Source organism: Clostridium beijerinckii HUN142 (assembly GCF_000621745.1).
Classification (GTDB): Bacteria; Bacillota; Clostridia; order Clostridiales; family Clostridiaceae; genus Clostridium; species Clostridium beijerinckii_A.
Genome location: NZ_JHXK01000031.1, coordinates 1 through 19,695 on the forward strand (window position 1 = coordinate 1; position 19,695 = coordinate 19,695).

Here is a 19,695-nt window from a genome sequence, read left to right on the forward strand (position 1 = left end):
GTTCGGTCCCTATCCGTCGCGGGCGTAGGAAATTTGAGAGGAGCTGTCCTTAGTACGAGAGGACCGGGATGGACTGACCTATGGTGTACCAGTTGTTTCGCCAGAAGCATAGCTGGGTAGCTAAGTCGGGAAGGGATAAACGCTGAAAGCATCTAAGTGTGAAGCCCACCTCAAGATGAGATTTCCCATAGCATAAGCTAGTAAGACCCCTTGAAGACTACAAGGTTGATAGGTCAGAGGTGTAAGTATGGTAACATATTTAGCTGACTGATACTAATAGGTCGAGGGCTTGACCAATATAGTCAAGTTGTAATATGCATTTACATTATATGCAATTTTGAAAGAATATTATATTTTTTCAAATGATGTTCCGCGATAGCTCAATGGTGGAGCACTCGGCTGTTAACCGATAGGTTGGAGGTTCGAGTCCTCTTCGCGGAGCCATATTTATAAAGAAAAGAATTTTTAGTCGAGAAATCGGCTTTTTTTTATTGTATAAAATAGATTAAAAACTTATACTATATATGGATGTGAAAAGTTATTAATAACTAAACTAGATACAAGAGAATAAGTATATTGATAATAAAATCTATTGAAATCTAAGAGGTATTATAATATGAGTGATGACATTAATAATAGTATGAATTATATTAATGAAACCAGTAAGATTAATACAACAAATGAAACTGGTGAGGCTGATGACACTGTTAGAAATAGTGAAAATAGCGAAAATAGCGAAATAAACGATGATTCTAAAACAAAAGAGGATAATTCTGAAACTAATGAGATTAGCGAAAATATAAGGCCTTTCGAGATTGATGAAGATGAAATTGATGAAGAAGATCTCAAAGGAATAAAAAGAAGGAAATTTGCTATTTTATTTACGATAATGGCTATAGCTATAGTTATAGGAAGTGTTATAGCAGTGCAAAAATTTATTATAAATAAGCAAACAGCAGAAACGCTTAATGCAAATGAAATTTCAGATTCTAAAGGAAGTAAAAATCAGATAGATAACAAGGCATCCAACTCAGAGAATAGCTCAGAAGTAGAAGATGTGGCTTTTATAGAGAAATATTTAAATCAGCAAATGAAAGGGCAAATGCCAGATGGAGCTGATGGAAAGAAAGTTGTTTATTTAACATTTGATGATGGCCCGTCGGAAACTGTAACTCCACAAGTTCTGGATGCTCTTAAAGCAGAAAATGTTCATGCTACTTTTTTTCTTGTGGGAAAAGCAATTGATGAAAGTGAAGTTAATAAAAATATAGTTAAGAGAGAGATTACAGAAGGGAATGCAATAGGTAATCATACTTATTCACATAATTATAAATATTTATACCCAAATGGAAAAATAAATTTAGAAAATTGTATGTCTGATTTTGAAAAAACTAATCAATCTTTGAAAAATATTTTAGGACAGGATTTTTCAACAAGAGCTGTTAGATTCCCTGGCGGTCAAATGACATGGGACAAGAAAGATCCAGCAGGTGCTAATGCAATGGATGAGGCTCTTCATGAAAAAGATTACCATCAAATAGATTGGAATTCATTGTCTCAGGATGCAGAAGGAGCACATAAAAATGCAGAACAGTTAAAACAAGAAGTTATAAAAACTGTATCAGGAAGAGAAAAAGCAATAATATTGATGCATGATACTTATGGAAAAGAGGAAACTGCAAAAGCTTTGCCAGAAATAATTAAATATCTAAAACAGCAAGGATATGAATTTAAAATTATGAAATAACCTAATATGGCTATGTTGATTTTCATTTATTTCAATTTGTGTAACTAAACTTTAGTTATGCAAGTAATATGAAAATAACATAGCCTTTTTTTGTATACAATTGAGAAAAAGATTATTTTTATCAATTAATTGAAATAGAAATAATTAATGATAAACTATTAATATATAATTACATTTGCATATATGGAAGTACTAAGGTTATAATTTATAACAATAATCTTAATAATAGAATGTATATAATTATAATATTACTGAAAATTATCTTTATATCAAAAATAAGGAGGAATAAGATGTTATCAAAAAATATTGTAATAGAGGTATTAGCAAAGTGCTTAGTAACTGGTGGCGATTTTGCTGAGATATTTGAGGAAAATTCAATTAATAATTCTATAGCATTAATTGATGGTAAAGTAGATGACGCCATAGGTGGAAGAAGTTATGGTATAGGAATAAGAATATTTAAGGGATTAAACAGTGTATATGCTTATACCAATAATAATAGTTTAGGTAGTCTTTTAGATACTGCTTATAGAGCAGCCCTAGCTTTGGGAGATGCAAATGAAAATGAAGTGAATTCAATAATATTAAATGAAAAGAGTATATCTACAATACATCCAATATTGTATTATCCTAAAGATGTTGCATACGATAGAAAAATAGCAATTTTAAAAAGTGCTTATAATGCAGCAAAGAATTATAATAGTGATATTTCTCAAGTTATTACAAGTTATGCAGACAAAGAGCAAAATATTTTAATTGCAAATACTGAAGGCGTATATGTTCAGGATACAAGAGTAAGAACAAGGTTAGGTATAAGTGCAATTGCATCAAAAGGCAGTGAAAACCAAACTGGATTTGAAGGGCCAGGAAGGCATATGGGAATTGAGATGTTTAATAGTGTTGATCCAGAATATCACGGAAGGGAAGCTTCAAGAATAGCTCATACGATGCTTTACGCAAGGAACTGCCCAGCAGGTAATATGACTGTTGCTATAGATAATGGATTTGGGGGTGTTATATTCCATGAGGCTTGTGGACACTCTTTAGAAGCAAGTGCTGTAGCTAAAGGAAATTCAGTTTTTGCTAATAAATTAGGTGAGAAAATAGCATCAACAAAGGTAACGGCTATAGATGATGGAACAGTGCCTAATGCTTGGGGATCGCTAAATATAGATGATGAAGGTAATAAAACACAAAAGAATATTTTAATTGAAAATGGTGTTTTAAAAGGTTATATGATTGATAAGTTAAATGGAAGACGCATGAATATGGAGGCTACAGGAAGTTCAAGAAGACAAAGTTACAAGTTCCAACCAACTTCAAGAATGACTAATACTTATATAGCAGCTGGAAATGACAATCCGGATGATATCATTAGATCTATAGAAGACGGATTATATGCGAAGAAGCTAGGAGGTGGATCGGTTAATCCTGTAACTGGAGAGTTTAACTTTGCGGTTCAAGAAGGATACCTAGTTAAAAATGGAGTAATTCAGGAACCAGTAAGAGGAGCAAGTCTTATTGGTAAAGGCAGTGAAGTACTTATGGATATAGACATGGTGGGAAATAATTTAGATGTAGCTCAAGGTATGTGTGGATCATCATCAGGAAGTATTCCTACCAATGTAGGTCAGCCTATGATTAGAGTAAAGAAAATGACTGTTGGAGGTAGATAAACATGGATTTTGAATTATTTAAAGAAGAATTATTTAAAGAAGCTAAGAACTCAGGATTTGAAGAGTTTGAAATATATTATTCTGATGCTGAAAGCTTAAGTTTAAATATTTATGAAGGTGAAGTTGAAAAATATAAATTAAATAATGCCTTTGGTCTATCATTTAGAGGAAAAATCAATAATAAAATGGGATATTCATATACTGAAATATTGGATGAAGAAGCAATAAAGACTCTTATAAGAAATGCAAAAGAAGCAGCACTTGCTATAGAAAATAATGATGAACAGTTTATATATGAAGGAGATAAGGAATATAAAGAATTAGATTGTTACAAAAAAGATTTAGATAATATTAAGCCTGATGAGCTTATAGCTCTTTCTTTAGAGATGGAGAAGGAATGTAAAAAACAGTGTGATAAAGTTGTAAGTTTCCAAGGATGTGGAATTGGATATGGTAAAGCTACTTATGGGATAATAAATTCAAAAGGGCTTAATTTGAAAAATGAAAGAAATAGCCTAAGCGCATATGTCGTTCCAATAATACAAGATGATAGTGAAAAATATGATGGAACAGGATATGTTATGGCTAAGAAGATAGATGATATTAAACCAGAAAGATTAGCAAAACAAGGCCTTGAAGAAGCTCTTTCAAGAATTGGTGGGAAAAGTATTCCATCAGGTAAATATAAGATAGTTATAAATAATGAGGCTATGGTATCGCTGCTAGGAACTTTTTCTGGAATTTTTAATGCAGAGCAAGCACAAAAAGGATTATCTTTGTTAAAAGGAAAAGAAGGTGAAATTATAGCATCAGACGTAGTGACTCTAATTGATGATCCTCATTTAAAGGATGGGCTTGGAACAACTTCATTTGATGACGAAGGGGTAGCAACTATTAAAAAAGAGATAATATCTAAAGGGAAATTGAATACATTATTATATAATCTAAAAACTGCACATAAAGCAGGAGTCAAATCCACAGGGAATGGATTCAAGGCATCATATGCATCAATAGTAGGTGTTAGTGCTACAAATTTTTATATAAATCCAGGAAATAAATCTTTTGAAGAACTTTGTAATGAAGTTAAAGAAGGAGTAATAATTACAGATTTCGCAGGGCTTCATTCTGGAGCTAGTTCTGTAACTGGAGATTTTTCTTTAGCGGCTAAAGGGTTTATGATTGAGAATGGAAAGAAGAGCTTTCCAGTAGAACAAATTACGGTAGCCGGAAATTTCTTTACATTATTGAAAGATATAGAGGAAGTAGGAAGTGACTTGAAGTTTCCGATGAGTAGCATAGGATGTCCTTCGGTTGTTGTGAAAGAACTTTCAATAGCTGGGAAATAGTTTTATTATTAATTTGATAGATATGCTAAGGCAGGTTAAGTAGTTATGAATATAATCTATATGTATCTTTTTTCTTTTATAATTTATAGCTTTCTTGGGTGGATATGTGAAACCATATATTGCTCTATAATTGATAAAGAGTATGTAAATAGAGGATTCTTAAAGGGTCCGTTTTGCCCTATCTATGGTTCAGGTGCACTTATAGTAATTATATTATTGGCTTCAATTTCAGATAATAATATAATTTTATTTTTAAGTGCAATGATTTTTACAAGTATATTAGAGTATTTAACAGGTTTCTTATTAGAAACAATATTTAATCTTAAATGGTGGGATTATTCAAGCTATAAATTTAATATAAAGGGTAGAGTATGTCTATTAAATTCAGTGTTATTTGGTCTTTTATCTTTAATTACAATAAAAATTATTAATCCAACGATAATAGACTTAGTTAGTCATATATCATTAAGGGCTTCTATGTGGTTCTGTAATATTTCGGTTTTATATTTTTTAACAGATGGAATAATTACAACGGTTAAAGTTCTGAAATTAGGTGGAAAACTTAAGGAAATGAGTGCTTTATTTGATGAAATCAGAGAAAAGACTGAAAGCTATAAAGTAGTGATACAGCAAAATTTAAGTATATTTGATGGATTAATAGAACAGGAAACCGAAAAGGTCATTTATGCGAAAGAACAAATTAATAAGTTAAAAGTTAAATTAGAGAATTTGATTTTAAACAATAAAGCTGTGAACAAACGAATAATTAAAGCATTTCCAAATATAAAATCTTTAAAGTACCAACATTCACTAGATAGGTTAAAAGAAGAGATAAAAAAGATTAAGAAAAAATAATAAAAGTAAAAGAGATGGTTAAATTTCATTTGGCCATCTCTTTACTATAATTAACAATATCATTATTTAATTAGGATTATGAGTATAATTTGCACGTATCATTTTATCTGAAAGATCTAATGACTTCTTATAAATGTCTTTTTCTTTATCTGTTAGAGTTTCTCCGCCTTTAAGTGTTCCACTAGTTATTACTGCAAAAGATTTATTTGTGTTTAATAAGTTTCTACCTAAAGCAGTATTTTCATATTTATCTTTATTCACACCAAGTAAGTATAGGAGTGTTGGCATTACATCAACTTCACCATTATACATTTTATCAAATGTTTTTCCTTCATTGGAAGATGGGTTATAAATAATAAAAGGAACAGTTGGGTTTCCTGTATTTAAGTACCAATCTTCTTTATGAGATAGTTGTCCAATACTGTCATCATAATATTTATGGATTCCGGTATGGTCACCCATTATTGCTATAATGCTATTTTTTAGCAATCCTTCTTTATCCAATTGATCAATAAAGTATCCTATTTGCTTATCAGTATAGTGAAGACTTTCAAAATATCCTCCAAGTTTACTTTCATTTAATTCGGGATCGAGTCCAAGTTCTCTATACTTTTCAGGAAGATCAAACGGACCATGGCTTGTCAATGTTACAGTTTCCGCGTAAAATGGTTGTTTTAATTCTTTTAACATAGGAACAACTTGCTCAAAGTATCTTCTATCACTTATACCAAGGCCAATTTGTTCATCAACATTAAATGAATAGTAATCAGTAAATTTATCAAATCCTATCCCAAGCAAGCCGTTTTTATAGTTCCAAAAAGAACCTTTATCAGGATGAATTGCAGAAGTAGCATAACCTTCACCTTCTAATAAATTTGGTAACGAGTTGTAATTGGTATTAGGATATCTAAAGAATGTACTTCCTTGTCTTAAAGGTAACATTGAAGTATTAACCATTAAATCAGCATCAGAACTTGTCCCTTCGTTAACTTGCTCAAAGGTGTTAGGAAAATACAATGATTCTTTAGCTAATTTATTTAAATTAGGTGTTATCTCTTTACCATTAATTGTTTTTCCGATGACAAAGTTTTCTAAAGACTCAACCTGAATATAAATTAAATTTTTTCCTTTTGCCATACCCAGGTATTCATTATCTGGAAGTTTTTCTTTTTTCATTTCAAACAAATCATTTATATCAGCTTTATCTTGATCTGTTAATTTATATGGTTTTGAATCCTTATAAACTGTATAACAGTCCATAATGTGATATCCAATAGGAGAAAAATATTTAGCAGTATTTGATTTATCATAATTGCTGAATAAGTAAGCATTATGAACATCTGTATTATTGAATACGGTTATACTAATAGGTACATAAATTATAAATAATATTGGTAATACAAAAGCACAAAAGAATGTTTTAAAAGCTTGTTTATGTTTTTGAGTAAAGGATTTTCTGGTTATGTAAGCATATATGCCTAATATTATAAAATCAAATGCAAATATAAAATCTAAGTTGCTAGTCATGGACAATATACTTCCAGACATATTATCTAAATTAGCAGTCTGAGTTAATATTAATGCAGATGGAACAGTTAAAAAACCTCTGAAATACCAAAGATCAATTAATATTAATAATGTTAAAAGAAAATCAATTACAAGAGTGTATATTATTCTACCTTTGCCTTTAAATAATAATGAGACACTTAAGAATATTAAAGTAAAGGCAATATAATAATTTAAAAAAGAACTTGCGGATTCGTAACCAGTAGAAAAGCTAAATGTATATGGATCTTTGCTTGTAACAAACCCTTGAAATATAATTCCTTTTAATACTATAGAGACCAAAGCTATTAGAAAGAAGATTAATCTTATAACCTTATCTTTTTTCATATTATTTTTTAAGCTATTTTTAAAAAAGTTAACAACATTTGAGTTAAAAGAACTCATGATTTCACCTCAATTCAATATATCACTACATTATAGTATACATAAATTTATGGATTAAACAAATATAAATTAATGATATATTAGTAATTAAAAGGTAAATAATTTGTGAATAAAAAGCTATATATAAAAATTAGCATGGTATACTATTAATGTGGGAAAACTTATATAATGGAAGTATAATAATTTAATTTAATATACCTGTGAATTAAGTTAGATATTAGTTGAGAAATAGATTGAGAAATTTGATATAGTAATTATAGATTAAAATATTTATAAAGGGGCCAAACATATGAAAGAAATAGATTGCAGAGGTTTAACATACCTACAAATAATAAGAGAAATTAAGAAGTATTTTAATTCAATTGGAGAAGGAGAGGCTGTTGTTGTAGTAAATAATGAATTAGGTCGTTCTAATGTCATAAGATATGCAGCTCATAAAGGATATAAGGTAGATACAGAAGATGAAGAAAATAGATTTTTAATAAAAATGGAAAAGAGAGGCTGCTTAGAATCTGAAGACGAGGAAGAAATTTTTTCTATATTAATAACAAGAGATAAAATTGGAGAAGGAAATGATGACCTGGGAATAACTCTAATGAGCGAATATTTTGAGGCGCTAAATGAGTATGATAAACTTCCGAAAGAAATTTTATTCTTAAATTCAGGAGTTAAATTGTTTAAAAAGGATTCTAAGGCTGTAGAAGATATACGAATGTTATATAAAAAAGGTGTTAAACTTTTAATAAGTGATACATCCTTAGATTATTATAAATTAACAGAAGAAATAACTTTTGGAGAAATAGCAAGCATGTATGATATGGTAGTTGCAATGAAGAAAGCAAAGAAATTAATAAAGCTATAGGAAGTAATATTGGAGGATATTATAATGCCAGATTATGAATTAATTATTATTGGAGCAGGAATAGCTGGGATGACAGCTGCGCTTGGAGCTGTAAGAGAAGGAATAACAAAAATACTCATTATTGAAAAGGAATCTAACGTTGGGGGAATAATCAATCAATGTATTCATAACGGTTTTGGAAAAAACTTTCTAGATGAGCTGGTGACAGGTCCGGAATATATTGATTTTATAGAAAGTCAGTTAGGAGAATTTGAAATAGAAATGCTTTTAAATACTACAGTTTTAGAGGTGACTCAGGAAAAGAAAGTTACATACGTAAATTCTAGAGATGGTATTAAAGATTTAACGGCTCAAGCAATAATATTCGCCATGGGAGCAAAAGAGACATATTCAGGAAATGTTATAATTCCTACAAATGGACTTACAGGGATATTTACTGTGGGAGAAGCCCATAAAATAGTTAATTTAGACGGATATCTTCCAGGAAGAAGGACTGTAATTATAGCAAAAAACAAATGGGGATTTATAGTTGCAAGAAGGCTTATAGTAGAAGGGGGAAATATAGAAGGGGTTGTAATCGAGAATACGTTTGAAGAAATGGCTGATTCTGAAATACTAGATATTATTGATGGCTTTGATATACCGGTAATAGAAAATTCTAGAGTAACAGAAATTGAAGGAAAAACACGAATTGAGAAGCTGAAAATAGTTAATTTAGAGAATAAAGAAGTAACAGAAAAGGAATGTGACTCACTTTTATTATCAGTTAATTTCTTACCTGAAACATCTGTAATTAAGAAAGTAAATTTTAATATAAATGCTAAAACATTTGGACTAGAAGTAGTAGATTTTAAAACATCCTTGGATGGCTTTTTTGGGTGTGGAAATGTTATATATGGAGAAGATGCGTTTTGGATGGAAGAAACTGATGGGATACAATGTGGAATTAGAGCTGCTAGATTTTTGAAGGAAATTATATAGAAGTTATGATAAAAATATGATTAGCAGTAATATAGGAAAAGTTAAAATTACTGCTAGTTGGTTTAAAGAATAATATGATTTAAAAATAAGAGAGAGCTTCCTCATACATAAGGTCATGGCCAAGTGAGTTCATATGAATTCCATCTAAATAAATATCATTCTTATTATATGTCAAATTGTAGAAGTCTATAAATTGCAGGCTATATTTATTACATAATTTAATAAGTTCATCTTTTAAATATGAGAGTTCTTTTTCTGCATAAGAATAAAGATGGGAAGGAGAAAAAAGCGAGTTGGCCATTTCACCAATAATTTTAGGGGGAATGCCTAAAGTCACTTTTGAACCTATACTTAGTCCGTCTTTAATCATTATTTCAATATTACTAATTATAAAAGGAATCTTACGTCCTAGAAGAAGATCATTGCTACCACCCATTATAAAAATTTTTAATGGAGAATATATTAAAACATCATCATTATAGCGAGTAAGCATTGAAGTGGTAGTGTCACCATTACAAGCCTTATTTAATGATGAAAGAGCGCGCTCTTGCGTAAGTTTGTAGACCCAAGAATTTTGTTTAGCCACTCCATACCCTAAAGTTAGACTATCTCCAAAGAAAATTATATCAAGTTTATTATTCATATACAGACTCCTTTTATATAGTTAGAATAATTTGTTAAAGCACTTTTTACATATTAATGTTTTTCCTGAATCGGCCTTTATATAATCATCTGAGATAATGGCTTTATTGCAAATGCTACATATAGTCATTTCACTAGATATTAATGCGTTAGAAGAAGCTTTTTTTGCTTGTTTCCCACGTTTATTTTCAGCATTGCAATTAAGTTTATTTTTTTGAGAATCAGTTACAGAACTACTAGTTTTATCAGATAGTATATTTCTTCTTATCGGAGAATATAATTTAGGTTTCAAGGAAGTAGTTCTTTTAGCAATTTTATAACTAAAATCATATTCACTTTCAGTAAAGAGTTCTAGTTCAAATCTTGGATTTTCTTTGTCATAATACTCTTCTGTAAAGATTTTAGTTATCTGAGCATCGTTTATAATTAATCCACTTTTTTCAATACCATCAAATATACTTTTTGTAATATTAATGGTATCTGGATGACGCTTCTCACTTTTATAATATACTCTTAGTAAAGCTATTAGGCTTTCAGAAAAAATAATATCAGGATTTTGATTTCTTGCAAGTAGCGCTATTTCCTGTTCGTATAGTGCATACCTATCATGATATTTTCCAGAGCTATGCGGCAGGATTGCACGTCCATTCATATTGTGTAATTTAAAATTAGATTTTGTAATTGGTGATCCTTTAATTATAACTTTAGCATAGTTAGACATTTAAATTCTCCTTGTAAAAGTATATTTACTATTTCAAATATACATTATATAGACTTTTTATACAATAAGCCAATATTATAATGGGATTTTAAGCGTAAGATATAGGATAAGTGTATTTTTGAAACTAAAAAAATTGAACTTTGAGAATATTGCATATATAAAGTATAATGTTTTAGTAATTAAAATGTAGAATAGTTGGTGCATTAAAATATATAATTTTATAAATATTAAGAAGATATTAAACAATGTATAAATACGAGATTTTATCTTTTTTTTAAGATAAAATAGATTTTAGATAGATTAAATATTATACTTGTAAAGTACTTAATTTATCTGCTCTTAATTTTAACTAATATATCAAAAATTTTATTGGTTAAATTAGCTGAAGTTAAGTTCTAGATAGGCTTAATAAGCTTATTTAGATAGATCATAATAAAGAATTTTATTTAAATTGTAATAAAAAGAGGTATTAGATATGGATAAAAAAATAATTTTGGCAATAGAATCAAGTTGTGATGAAACTGCTGCTGCTGTTGTAGTGAATGGTAGAGACGTTCTATCAAATATAATTGCATCACAAATTGATACTCATAAAAAGTTTGGAGGAGTGGTTCCAGAAGTTGCATCAAGAATGCATATTGAGGCAGTAGATAGTGTTGTAAAGGCTGCGTTATTAGAAGCAGGAATTTCAATAGATGATGTTGATGCAATAGGAGTAACTTATGGACCAGGACTTGTTGGGGCACTTTTAGTTGGTCTTCAATACGCAAAAGGATTAGCATTAGGGTCGAAAAAGCCTTTGATTGGAGTTAATCATATACAAGGGCATATTAGTGCAAATTTTATTGAGCATAAGGATCTAAAACCACCATTTGTTTCACTAGTAGTTTCAGGAGGACATACTTTTATTGTGCATGTAAAGGGATATAGAGATTTTGAGGTTATTGGTCAAACAAGAGATGATGCAGCAGGAGAAGCTTATGACAAGGTGGCAAGAGCATTAGAACTTGGATATCCAGGAGGTCCGAAAATAGATAAGCTAGCTAAGGAAGGAAATAAAGATGCAATAGTATTTCCAAGAGCAAAGTTTCAGGATGATACACTAGATTTTTCTTTTAGTGGAGTTAAATCAGCTGTGCTTAATTATTTGAATAAAGCAAAAATGAAGGAAGAACAGATAAATAAAGCTGATATCGCCGCATCATTTCAAAATGCAATAATAGATGTATTAAAGACTAATCTATTCTTAACTTGCGAGAGAAGGGGAGTAAAAAGGATTGCAGTGGCAGGTGGTGTTGCATCAAACTCTTGTTTACGAGAAACTTTGCTAGAGGAAGGTAGAAAAAAAGGAATTGAAATTCTATTTCCATCACCTATATTATGTACAGATAATGCAGCAATGATAGGAAGTGCAGCATATTTCAACTATCAAGAGGGAGCAGTATCAGATTTAAATATAAATGCAAAACCTAACTTAAAACTAGGGGAGAGGTAGAGGCTAGGTATGAAGCTATTATCACATTCAAATGGAGTACATAAGGTTGAGAAAAATAAAACCAACAAGAGGAGCATTTTTAAAAAGTGTATTATCGTTTTTGTGGGATTATTTATCTTTGGTTTTCTAGTACAGATTTTAAATGACTTTGTAGATAGTACAAGATTAAAATCAAGATTTAAGTATGTCAGAATAGATGGACGTAAAATGGAGTATAAACTTAAGACTGGTGGAGATTATACTGTAGTATTTGATGGATCAATTGGAACTACAATGTATGAATGGGATGAGGTTTGCAAGTCATTAGAGGAAAAGAAGATATCAACCTTTACATATAATAGAAAAGGATATGGATTTAATGATGGTGGAGACAATAGAACACCAGAAGAGCAGGCGAAAGATTTGAAAGCATTGCTTAGGAAAGCTGGAGCACCAGAGCCCTACGTTTTAGTTGGAGAGGAGTATGGCAGCTTGGTTCTTAGTAACTTTGCTAATTTGTATTCAGATTCAGTAGCAGGCGTTGTATTGGTTAATCCAATATCAGAAGAAAATATTCAAACTAAGGAATTTAAGGATAGTGTTAAATCTAAATATTACAGAAGTATATTTGAGAAAATAGGTACAAATTTTAGTTTGACTGCATTACTGAATAAAGCAGGGCTAACTATGGAAAATGATACTTTTAAAAAGTATCTAAATCAAAATGAATTAGATGAATTTTATAGTTTTGAAAATAAAAAAAATTATAAACAGGCAGTTTCAAATGAACTAGAAAATCTATATAAAGGCGTTTCTAATAGTCAAACTAATGGATTATTGGGAAACAAACCATTCTATTTAATAACTAATAACGAAGATGATCCAGTTAAAAAAATTGCTAATCCAGCAGCAACAACTATATATAAAGAAGAAATAGAAGGATCTCCAATGTCTATATTAGATTCTAACTCAGTTGTTAATGGCGTAAATAGTGTTTTAAAGGATGCAAAAAAGGTAGCTAAAAAATCGTAATACTAAATATGCATATTTTCTTAAGTATTGAGTATTATTGAATATTTAAGAAATAAAGCTTCTATTAGGCTAAATTTCATAAAAAATTATATCAAATTATATATTCTTGTCATTTGTTTGACACATAATAAATCTATACTAACACTATAAAGATAATACTAGTAGATATTTAAAGTATGCTAATATACTTTATAAGAACGAATTTGTATAGTTTAATTACTAGTCATATAAGTTGAGAATTGATATATAGGAGGAAAATACATGAATAATAATGATAATAATGAGAAATTTATTGATGTAGAATCATTACCGGTAGATAAAGGTCAGCAAGTTGCATGGGAAAATTGTTTTCAAAATAGTAATAGTTATGTAGAGCCGAAGAAAAAGAAAGGAAGAGGTTTGCGTATACTAGGAAAGATTGCAGGAGTTTTAGTTCTTACAATGATAGGGGGAGCGGTTGGAAGTGCTGCTACTTACTCATTAATGAAAACTAATAATGTTGCTGCTACAAAACAAATAACAAGTTATATTCCACAATCCTTCACAGCAAGCACTCCTGATGCAATGTCAGCAGCAGATGCATTTAATAAAGTTGCTCCAGCAGTTGTCATTGTTTCAACGAAAGGTTCATCTAATAGTGGATTTATAAACGGTGAAGTTGAGGGGATGGGATCAGGATTTATTATAAATGAAGAGGGATATATACTAACTAATTATCATGTAATTGCAAATGCCAAAGAAATTACAGTCACTTTAAGTGATAATACTGAAGTAAGTGCAACAGTAGTAAATTACGATCAAAAGAAAGATATTGCAATGCTTAAATTAAAAGACGGAACCAAGGTTCCAGCAGTTGCAGAACTTGGAGATTCTGATCAGATATATCCAGGTGCGGAAGTTATAGCAATCGGAACGCCTCTTTCAAAGAACTTTGCTCAAACACTTACAAAGGGAGTTATAAGTGGTAGTAATAGGACTATAGAAGGGGAAAATGGAGAAAGCGTTAATCTGATTCAAACCGATGCGGCTATTAATCCTGGAAATAGTGGAGGTCCATTAGTAAATGCTAAAGGGCAAGTTATAGGAATAAATTCTATGAAGATAGGTTCTGATGCATCAGGATCATCAACACCGGTTGAAGGTATAGGGTTTGCAATACCTATAAATGAAGTTAAAAATAAGATAGATGCTTTATCAAAGCCTATATTAAATTTAGGAATTCAAATAAGAGAACTTGATAGTGCTACTGCTAAGAAATACGATTTGGTAGAAGGAATATATGTATCTTCTGTTGAGGAATATTCACCTGCTGAAAAAGGTGGGCTTAAGATCGGGGATATCATTGTTAAATGTGACGGAAAGGAATCTAAGACATTTGATGAACTTAAGGCAATAAAGGAAAGTAAAAATGCTGGTGATACTATGAAGATAGAGGTAATTAGGGATAAGAAAACTGTTGATTTGTCAGTTGTATTAGAAGAAAAATCTAATTAGAATCCTTCTAGATAAAAGTTAAATGTATCTGATTATTAAAACTAGAATTGATAAATATAATATTATCAATTCTAGTTTTTATTGCATCAAAATAATATTCTTTAAAACTTTAAAGAAAAGTAGTAAAATTAAAGATTATAAGGGTAAGGTATCTTGGTTCATTAGTTTTTTAGATATCTAAATGGAGAAGGGGATAAATATATGGAGGAAATAATATTAAACATAATAATGCACAGCGGGGAAGCACGAACTTTTTCTATGGAAGCAATTACTTTAGCTAAAGAAGGTAATTTTGATAGGGCTAAAGAACTAATAGTAAAAGCTGATGAAGAATTAGGATATGCACACAATTCTCAAACAAGTTTGATTCAAGGGGAAGCTGTAAATGAGAAAATAGAATTTTCCTTGCTTTTAGTTCATGCGCAAGACCACTTAATGACGACAATGGTTTTAAAGGATTTGGCAGTTGAATTAATAGAAGTGCATAAAAAAATAAGTTCTATCAAATAGAGGTATATAAATATGAAAAATAAAATTAAATATGCTATTGTATTTTCAATTCTTTTGTTAATGGGAATAGTAAGTATTAATTTATTTCAACCGAATAAAGAGCAGCAAGTTAGAGGAAATATAGAACTTTTAGTAAGCGAGAATTCCTATGACTATCTAGTTGAGTGCGCAAATAATTTTATGAAAGAGAATGATAGGACTCTAATAAGTGTAAAGAAGTTAGAAAACTATAACCAAATAATTAATTATAATTCAGAAGGAAGTTCGAAATCAAAAATTTCTAACATAGCGCAAATAGACAGATTTAGTTTTGATAAACTAAAATTGGACGACTATGAGTACTATAATAAAGATGATAAACTCTTGAGCGAATACGCTAAGAATTTTTCTAAGTATAGGGTGGCTCAAGTTAAATATGGTGATAATTCCATAGGGATACCATTAACATCTAGACCATTAGCTTTTTATGTCAGAGAAGATATGCTAAAGAGTTATGGTTATGAAAGGGATAGTTTGAACACGTGGGATGATATCATAAGGATTGGAAAGGATATTCATGAAAAAAGTAACGGGAAGATATTTATAATAAATGCAACTGATCATGATTATGAGGATTTAATCGATTTAGTAACCATGGAAACACTAAGTGATGGTGATAAAAGCATAGATGTAGTTAAGTCAGAAGTTCAAGCTATGATAAAAAAACTAGAGGATAATAATATTTTAAATTTACAAAGTGGAGGGGAATTTTTAGCAAGAATATCTTCTATCAATGCTATGAAGGAAATAGCAGCACTAGAGGTTCCTTGCGAATGGAGTGTTAATAATGTGCCTAGCCTTAAACCAGGAGCTAATAAGTTTTTTTCATCAGAAGGAGATAATTTGCTAATATTAAATCAAAACAGCGAGAATGACAAGTTAGTTGAAAAATTTATAACTTATGTAATAACTAACAATAAGGAGGCTGTTAAGTATGTGAAGGCTGGAAAGTTTTTCTCAAGTTATCTATATACTTATAACACTAAAGATATTGAAGAACCTGTGAAAAATTTTATTGGGAATAGTCCTCTTGTAGTATTAAGCAATATAGAAGAAAAAACTCCAAGCATAAGTAATTATGATGAATATATAAAGATAAAACAAGAACTTAGAATAAATAACAGTTAACAATAATAAATCATATTATTAATTTTGAATAATCAGCATTATGAGAAAAACATTAAAGTATTTCTTATAATGCTGATTTGATTTTAAATAGTATTTAAAATATCACTCTGAATTCAAATTTGATTGTATATTGACGATTTGAGTAACTATAAAAATTTAAGTTGTTAAACTTTTATAGGCTTTTAAGGTGTTTTGGGCGGTTTTATTCCAAGTAAAGTTAAGACTTCTTAGGTAGCCTTTTTCACTAAGCTCAGCTTTTAAAGTTTCATTATTCAAAAGATCTACTAAAGCTTTTTCTAATTCTCCTATATTATATGGATTTATCAAAATTGCACTATCACCAGTTACTTCTGGAATAGAAGTTATGGAAGAGGTTATAACTGGAGCCTTACAGCTCATTGCTTCAAGTGGAGGAAGTCCAAATCCTTCATAGAAGGAAGGGTATACAAATGCATCACACCCGCTATAAAGAACAGGAAGAATATCATCTTCTATATATCCACAAAAAACAACTTTATCTTGTAAGTTATTTTCTTGAACAAATGAAAATAACTTTTCACCCTCATCTTTTAATGGACCTCCAAGTAATAACTTATAAGGTTTATTCAAGTCTTTATAAATTTTACAAAATGATTTGATTAACCCTAAAGCATTTTTTCTTAAACTAAATCCACCTATATATAGTATATAAGGATCATCAACCTTAAAAGTGTTCTTTACATATAGCCTACATTCATTTTTATCTAATGGTTTAAAATTATTATTAGCTGCAAGCGGAGTTACAAATATTTTTTCTTCGGGATAAAAACTAAAGAACTTCAATATATCTTTTTTAGAGTATTCAGAAACTGTTAAAATACCCGATGAATTAGAGATTATATTTGGCATATTATTTAAAAATCGCTCCAAGTATCCTTTACCAACAGTTTCAGGCATTGTATATGGAATTAGATCATGAATTGTAACTATAGTTGGTATTTTTGTATCAAAATCTAATCCTATTCCGTTTTGAGGGATATGATATAGATCGGCATGAATCTTGGTCAGTGTGTTAGGTATATAACATTTTTCATAAAAACCGCCATGTCTACCTGAAGAATAAATTATATTAACATTTTCTTTATTAAATTCCTTGTTGAATTTTCCAGAGCAAAATAAAGTGAATTTATCATTTGAATCTAAAGAAAGAACTTCTGATATAAGATTACTAGTATAAGTACCAATTCCAGTTCCTTGATGTAAAGTGGAACTACGAGCGTCAATGGCAATTTTCATATGAACACCTCAATAAAATACATATATAGTATAGAATATTATTTGTTTTTATTTTTGTGAATATAAATCACAATAAATTATTTGAGCACATATAATAAAAATAAATAATAGCTGGTAGGAAAAGTTAATGGAGAATAATAAGGAGATACCTAAAATTAAAGGCTATATTGAAGAAAATTATAATTTAGATGTAGAGGATATTGAAAAAGTAAAAAATAGTTATAAAGTTACCACAAAAGATGAGAGATATTGTTTAAAAGTAGTTAAATATGAATTCTCTCACTTTTATTTTATTTTATCTGCAATGAAACATTTACAAAGAAATGGATTTAGAGATATTCCTGAATTCATTATGAATAAAGAAAAAAAAGAATATGGGAACATAGAAGGAAAGTATGCTTATTTAACAAAATGGATTCCATCAAGAGTAAGTAATTATGATAATCCAATAGAATTAGCTATGGTATCAAATGAGCTTGCAAAATTGCATGAGTGCAGCAAAGGTTTTACATTAGAGAAAGAAATGAAACCAAGGATTGGATGGTTTTCATGGATTGATGTTTTTGAAACAAGAAAAAGAGAAATACTTGATTTTAAAAATAGAATAAGTCAAAAAGCTTATAAATCTGATTTTGATTTATTATATTTGGAGAATATCAAAAAAGAATTAAACAGAGCAGAAAAAAGTATAGCAGGTCTTCAAAAAAATAATTATGTGAAGATTATGGAGAAGGAAGTTTTTTTTAGAGGATTTTGCCATCATGATTATGCTCATCATAATATATTAATAGATAATAAGAAAAATATTAATATTATAGATTTTGATTATTGCATACTAGATTCACACCTTCATGACGTATCTTCTTTATTAATAAGAGCAATGAAAGATGGAAAATGGGAAAGTGACAAATGCGATCTAATCTTAAATGCCTATAGTGAGAGAATAGAAATAAGAAAAGAAGAACTGTCTATAATAAGAGAATTCATAAGATTTCCTCAGGCCTTCTGGCAAATAGGTTTACAGGTTTATTGGGAACAGCAACCATGGGGCGAAGAATTTTTCATTAATAAGTTAGAGAAGTATTTAAACGATTGTGAATTTAGAGAAGAGTTTGTTGATAGTTATTTTAGTGGGGGAAATTAATATGGATGAATTATTAATTAATCAGTATTTAAATAAAAAAGGAATAGCTATTATTGGACAATGTTTTAGTTATGATAAAAATATGCAGAGAAATGATATTACTTCTCAAGTTGATTTGATTATAGAATTTCATAAATTGCTATTAGGTGGTAATCTTACAGGATTAAGCAAAATTAAAAGTACAATAGGAAGAGAAGTGGAATCTCATAAAGTGCAGATAAGAAAATTGCAAATGCATTATGCGTATATATCAAATAAAACATGTACAAATGAGATAGAGAACATTATATTATCAAATGGAAAAATAATGCTAGAGAAAGCTAACAAGGCTATAAATTATATTTATGAACATGACTACTTTGGCGTTATAAAGCGCAGCATGAATAGGGAAGAAATTTGCCTTGGTAAGGTTGATAAAAGTAATTTAAGAAAAAACAATGAAAAAATAGAAGTGTGTACAATAAAAGGTATGACATACAACTTAGTAGAAGAAGATTTATATAATTATATTAAGAAGTTGCAAAGAAAAGAAATTAATATAGATGAAGAAGAGCTAATAAAGTTGTTTGTACATGGATCACACTTATCAATTAGCAGTTTTGATTATTTAAGGGGGCTTTGCAGCTATCCAAAGGACTTTTTAAGGTTTTGGGAGAGATACAGAGATAGCAAAAATGACAATATAAGAGAAATTTATAATATACCCAATATAGAGTGTACTAATGGTAAGAAAGCCAAGAATGAAAGTCAATTACTAACTGGATTGAAGAAAAGTTTAAAGTATGAAAGTAAAAATTTTATCATATAGGTAACTAAAGG

At 29.6% G+C, this 19,695-nt stretch carries 17 protein-coding genes, 1 tRNA gene and 1 rRNA gene; 15 read left to right on the top strand and 4 right to left on the bottom strand.

Annotated features, from left to right (window positions below; genetic code table 11):
* The 6 genes from T483_RS0114250 to T483_RS0114275 form a co-directional block, all read left to right on the top strand.
* A 23S ribosomal RNA gene (locus tag T483_RS0114250) occupies nucleotides 1-297 on the top strand; the annotation flags it as partial.
* Between the two features lie 72 nt (nucleotides 298-369).
* Nucleotides 370-444, top strand: a tRNA-Asn gene (locus T483_RS0114255).
* Nucleotides 445-616: 172 nt separating this feature from the next.
* Complete coding sequence (locus tag T483_RS0114260) at nucleotides 617-1,747, top strand: polysaccharide deacetylase family protein (protein WP_242841865.1); 1,131 nt, start codon at nucleotides 617-619, stop codon at nucleotides 1,745-1,747.
* Nucleotides 1,748-2,037: 290 nt separating this feature from the next.
* The gene (locus tag T483_RS0114265; protein WP_026887475.1) at nucleotides 2,038-3,423 is read left to right on the top strand and encodes a TldD/PmbA family protein; all 1,386 of its coding nucleotides are present in this window, start codon (nucleotides 2,038-2,040) and stop codon (nucleotides 3,421-3,423) included.
* 2 nt (nucleotides 3,424-3,425) lie between these two features.
* On the top strand, nucleotides 3,426-4,769 hold the full coding sequence (locus T483_RS0114270; protein ID WP_026887476.1) for a TldD/PmbA family protein: 1,344 nt from the start codon (nucleotides 3,426-3,428) through the stop codon (nucleotides 4,767-4,769).
* A gap of 45 nt (nucleotides 4,770-4,814) precedes the next feature.
* Nucleotides 4,815-5,624 carry a putative ABC transporter permease gene (locus T483_RS0114275; protein WP_026887477.1) on the top strand — a complete coding sequence of 270 codons (810 nt, stop codon included), beginning with the start codon at nucleotides 4,815-4,817 and terminating at the stop codon, nucleotides 5,622-5,624.
* Between the two features lie 66 nt (nucleotides 5,625-5,690).
* Here the strand turns inward: T483_RS0114275 and T483_RS0114280 are convergent, their stop codons facing one another.
* Entirely contained in the window at nucleotides 5,691-7,574 is a 1,884-nt protein-coding gene (locus tag T483_RS0114280) for an LTA synthase family protein (protein ID WP_026887478.1), read from the bottom strand.
* Between the two features lie 289 nt (nucleotides 7,575-7,863).
* Here T483_RS0114280 and yedF point away from each other — a divergent pair, with 289 nt between their 5' ends.
* Together yedF and T483_RS0114290 are read left to right on the top strand one after the other, a co-directional pair.
* Nucleotides 7,864-8,436, top strand: coding sequence for a sulfurtransferase-like selenium metabolism protein YedF (gene yedF, locus T483_RS0114285; protein ID WP_026887479.1), 573 nt, complete (start codon nucleotides 7,864-7,866; stop codon nucleotides 8,434-8,436).
* A gap of 24 nt (nucleotides 8,437-8,460) precedes the next feature.
* On the top strand, nucleotides 8,461-9,417 hold the full coding sequence (locus T483_RS0114290; RefSeq protein ID WP_026887480.1) for an NAD(P)/FAD-dependent oxidoreductase: 957 nt from the start codon (nucleotides 8,461-8,463) through the stop codon (nucleotides 9,415-9,417).
* 79 nt (nucleotides 9,418-9,496) lie between these two features.
* On the opposite strand, the gene T483_RS0114295 is transcribed toward T483_RS0114290, so the two are convergent.
* Together T483_RS0114295 and T483_RS0114300 are read right to left on the bottom strand one after the other, a co-directional pair.
* Entirely contained in the window at nucleotides 9,497-10,060 is a 564-nt protein-coding gene (locus tag T483_RS0114295) for a GDSL-type esterase/lipase family protein (protein WP_026887481.1), read from the bottom strand.
* Nucleotides 10,061-10,081: 21 nt separating this feature from the next.
* Nucleotides 10,082-10,780 carry a RusA family crossover junction endodeoxyribonuclease gene (locus T483_RS0114300; protein WP_026887482.1) on the bottom strand — a complete coding sequence of 233 codons (699 nt, stop codon included), beginning with the start codon at nucleotides 10,778-10,780 and terminating at the stop codon, nucleotides 10,082-10,084.
* Nucleotides 10,781-11,255: 475 nt separating this feature from the next.
* Here T483_RS0114300 and tsaD point away from each other — a divergent pair, with 475 nt between their 5' ends.
* From tsaD to T483_RS0114325, 5 genes are all read left to right on the top strand, one after another.
* Nucleotides 11,256-12,275, top strand: coding sequence for a tRNA (adenosine(37)-N6)-threonylcarbamoyltransferase complex transferase subunit TsaD (gene tsaD / locus T483_RS0114305; protein WP_026887483.1), 1,020 nt, complete (start codon nucleotides 11,256-11,258; stop codon nucleotides 12,273-12,275).
* Nucleotides 12,276-12,284: 9 nt separating this feature from the next.
* Nucleotides 12,285-13,286 (top strand): alpha/beta fold hydrolase, encoded by a 1,002-nt coding sequence (locus T483_RS0114310; protein ID WP_026887484.1) that lies wholly within the window; start codon nucleotides 12,285-12,287, stop codon nucleotides 13,284-13,286.
* A gap of 261 nt (nucleotides 13,287-13,547) precedes the next feature.
* Nucleotides 13,548-14,780 carry a S1C family serine protease gene (locus tag T483_RS0114315; RefSeq protein WP_026887485.1) on the top strand — a complete coding sequence of 411 codons (1,233 nt, stop codon included), beginning with the start codon at nucleotides 13,548-13,550 and terminating at the stop codon, nucleotides 14,778-14,780.
* Nucleotides 14,781-14,981: 201 nt separating this feature from the next.
* Nucleotides 14,982-15,290: a PTS lactose/cellobiose transporter subunit IIA gene (locus T483_RS0114320; protein ID WP_026887486.1), complete on the top strand. Its 309-nt coding sequence runs from the start codon at nucleotides 14,982-14,984 to the stop codon at nucleotides 15,288-15,290.
* 12 nt (nucleotides 15,291-15,302) lie between these two features.
* Nucleotides 15,303-16,457, top strand: coding sequence for an ABC transporter substrate-binding protein (locus T483_RS0114325; protein ID WP_026887487.1), 1,155 nt, complete (start codon nucleotides 15,303-15,305; stop codon nucleotides 16,455-16,457).
* Between the two features lie 156 nt (nucleotides 16,458-16,613).
* On the opposite strand, the gene T483_RS0114330 is transcribed toward T483_RS0114325, so the two are convergent.
* A complete protein-coding gene (locus tag T483_RS0114330) occupies nucleotides 16,614-17,732 on the bottom strand; it encodes a glycosyltransferase family 4 protein (protein ID WP_026887488.1) in 1,119 nt (372 codons plus the stop codon).
* A 127-nt stretch (nucleotides 17,733-17,859) separates the two neighbouring features.
* Here T483_RS0114330 and T483_RS0114335 point away from each other — a divergent pair, with 127 nt between their 5' ends.
* Together T483_RS0114335 and T483_RS0114340 are read left to right on the top strand one after the other, a co-directional pair.
* Complete coding sequence (locus tag T483_RS0114335) at nucleotides 17,860-18,876, top strand: CotS family spore coat protein (RefSeq protein ID WP_026887489.1); 1,017 nt, start codon at nucleotides 17,860-17,862, stop codon at nucleotides 18,874-18,876.
* 1 nt (nucleotide 18,877) lies between these two features.
* Nucleotides 18,878-19,684 carry a spore coat protein gene (locus T483_RS0114340; RefSeq protein WP_035790205.1) on the top strand — a complete coding sequence of 269 codons (807 nt, stop codon included), beginning with the start codon at nucleotides 18,878-18,880 and terminating at the stop codon, nucleotides 19,682-19,684.
* Nucleotides 19,685-19,695: the final 11 nt, after the last annotated feature.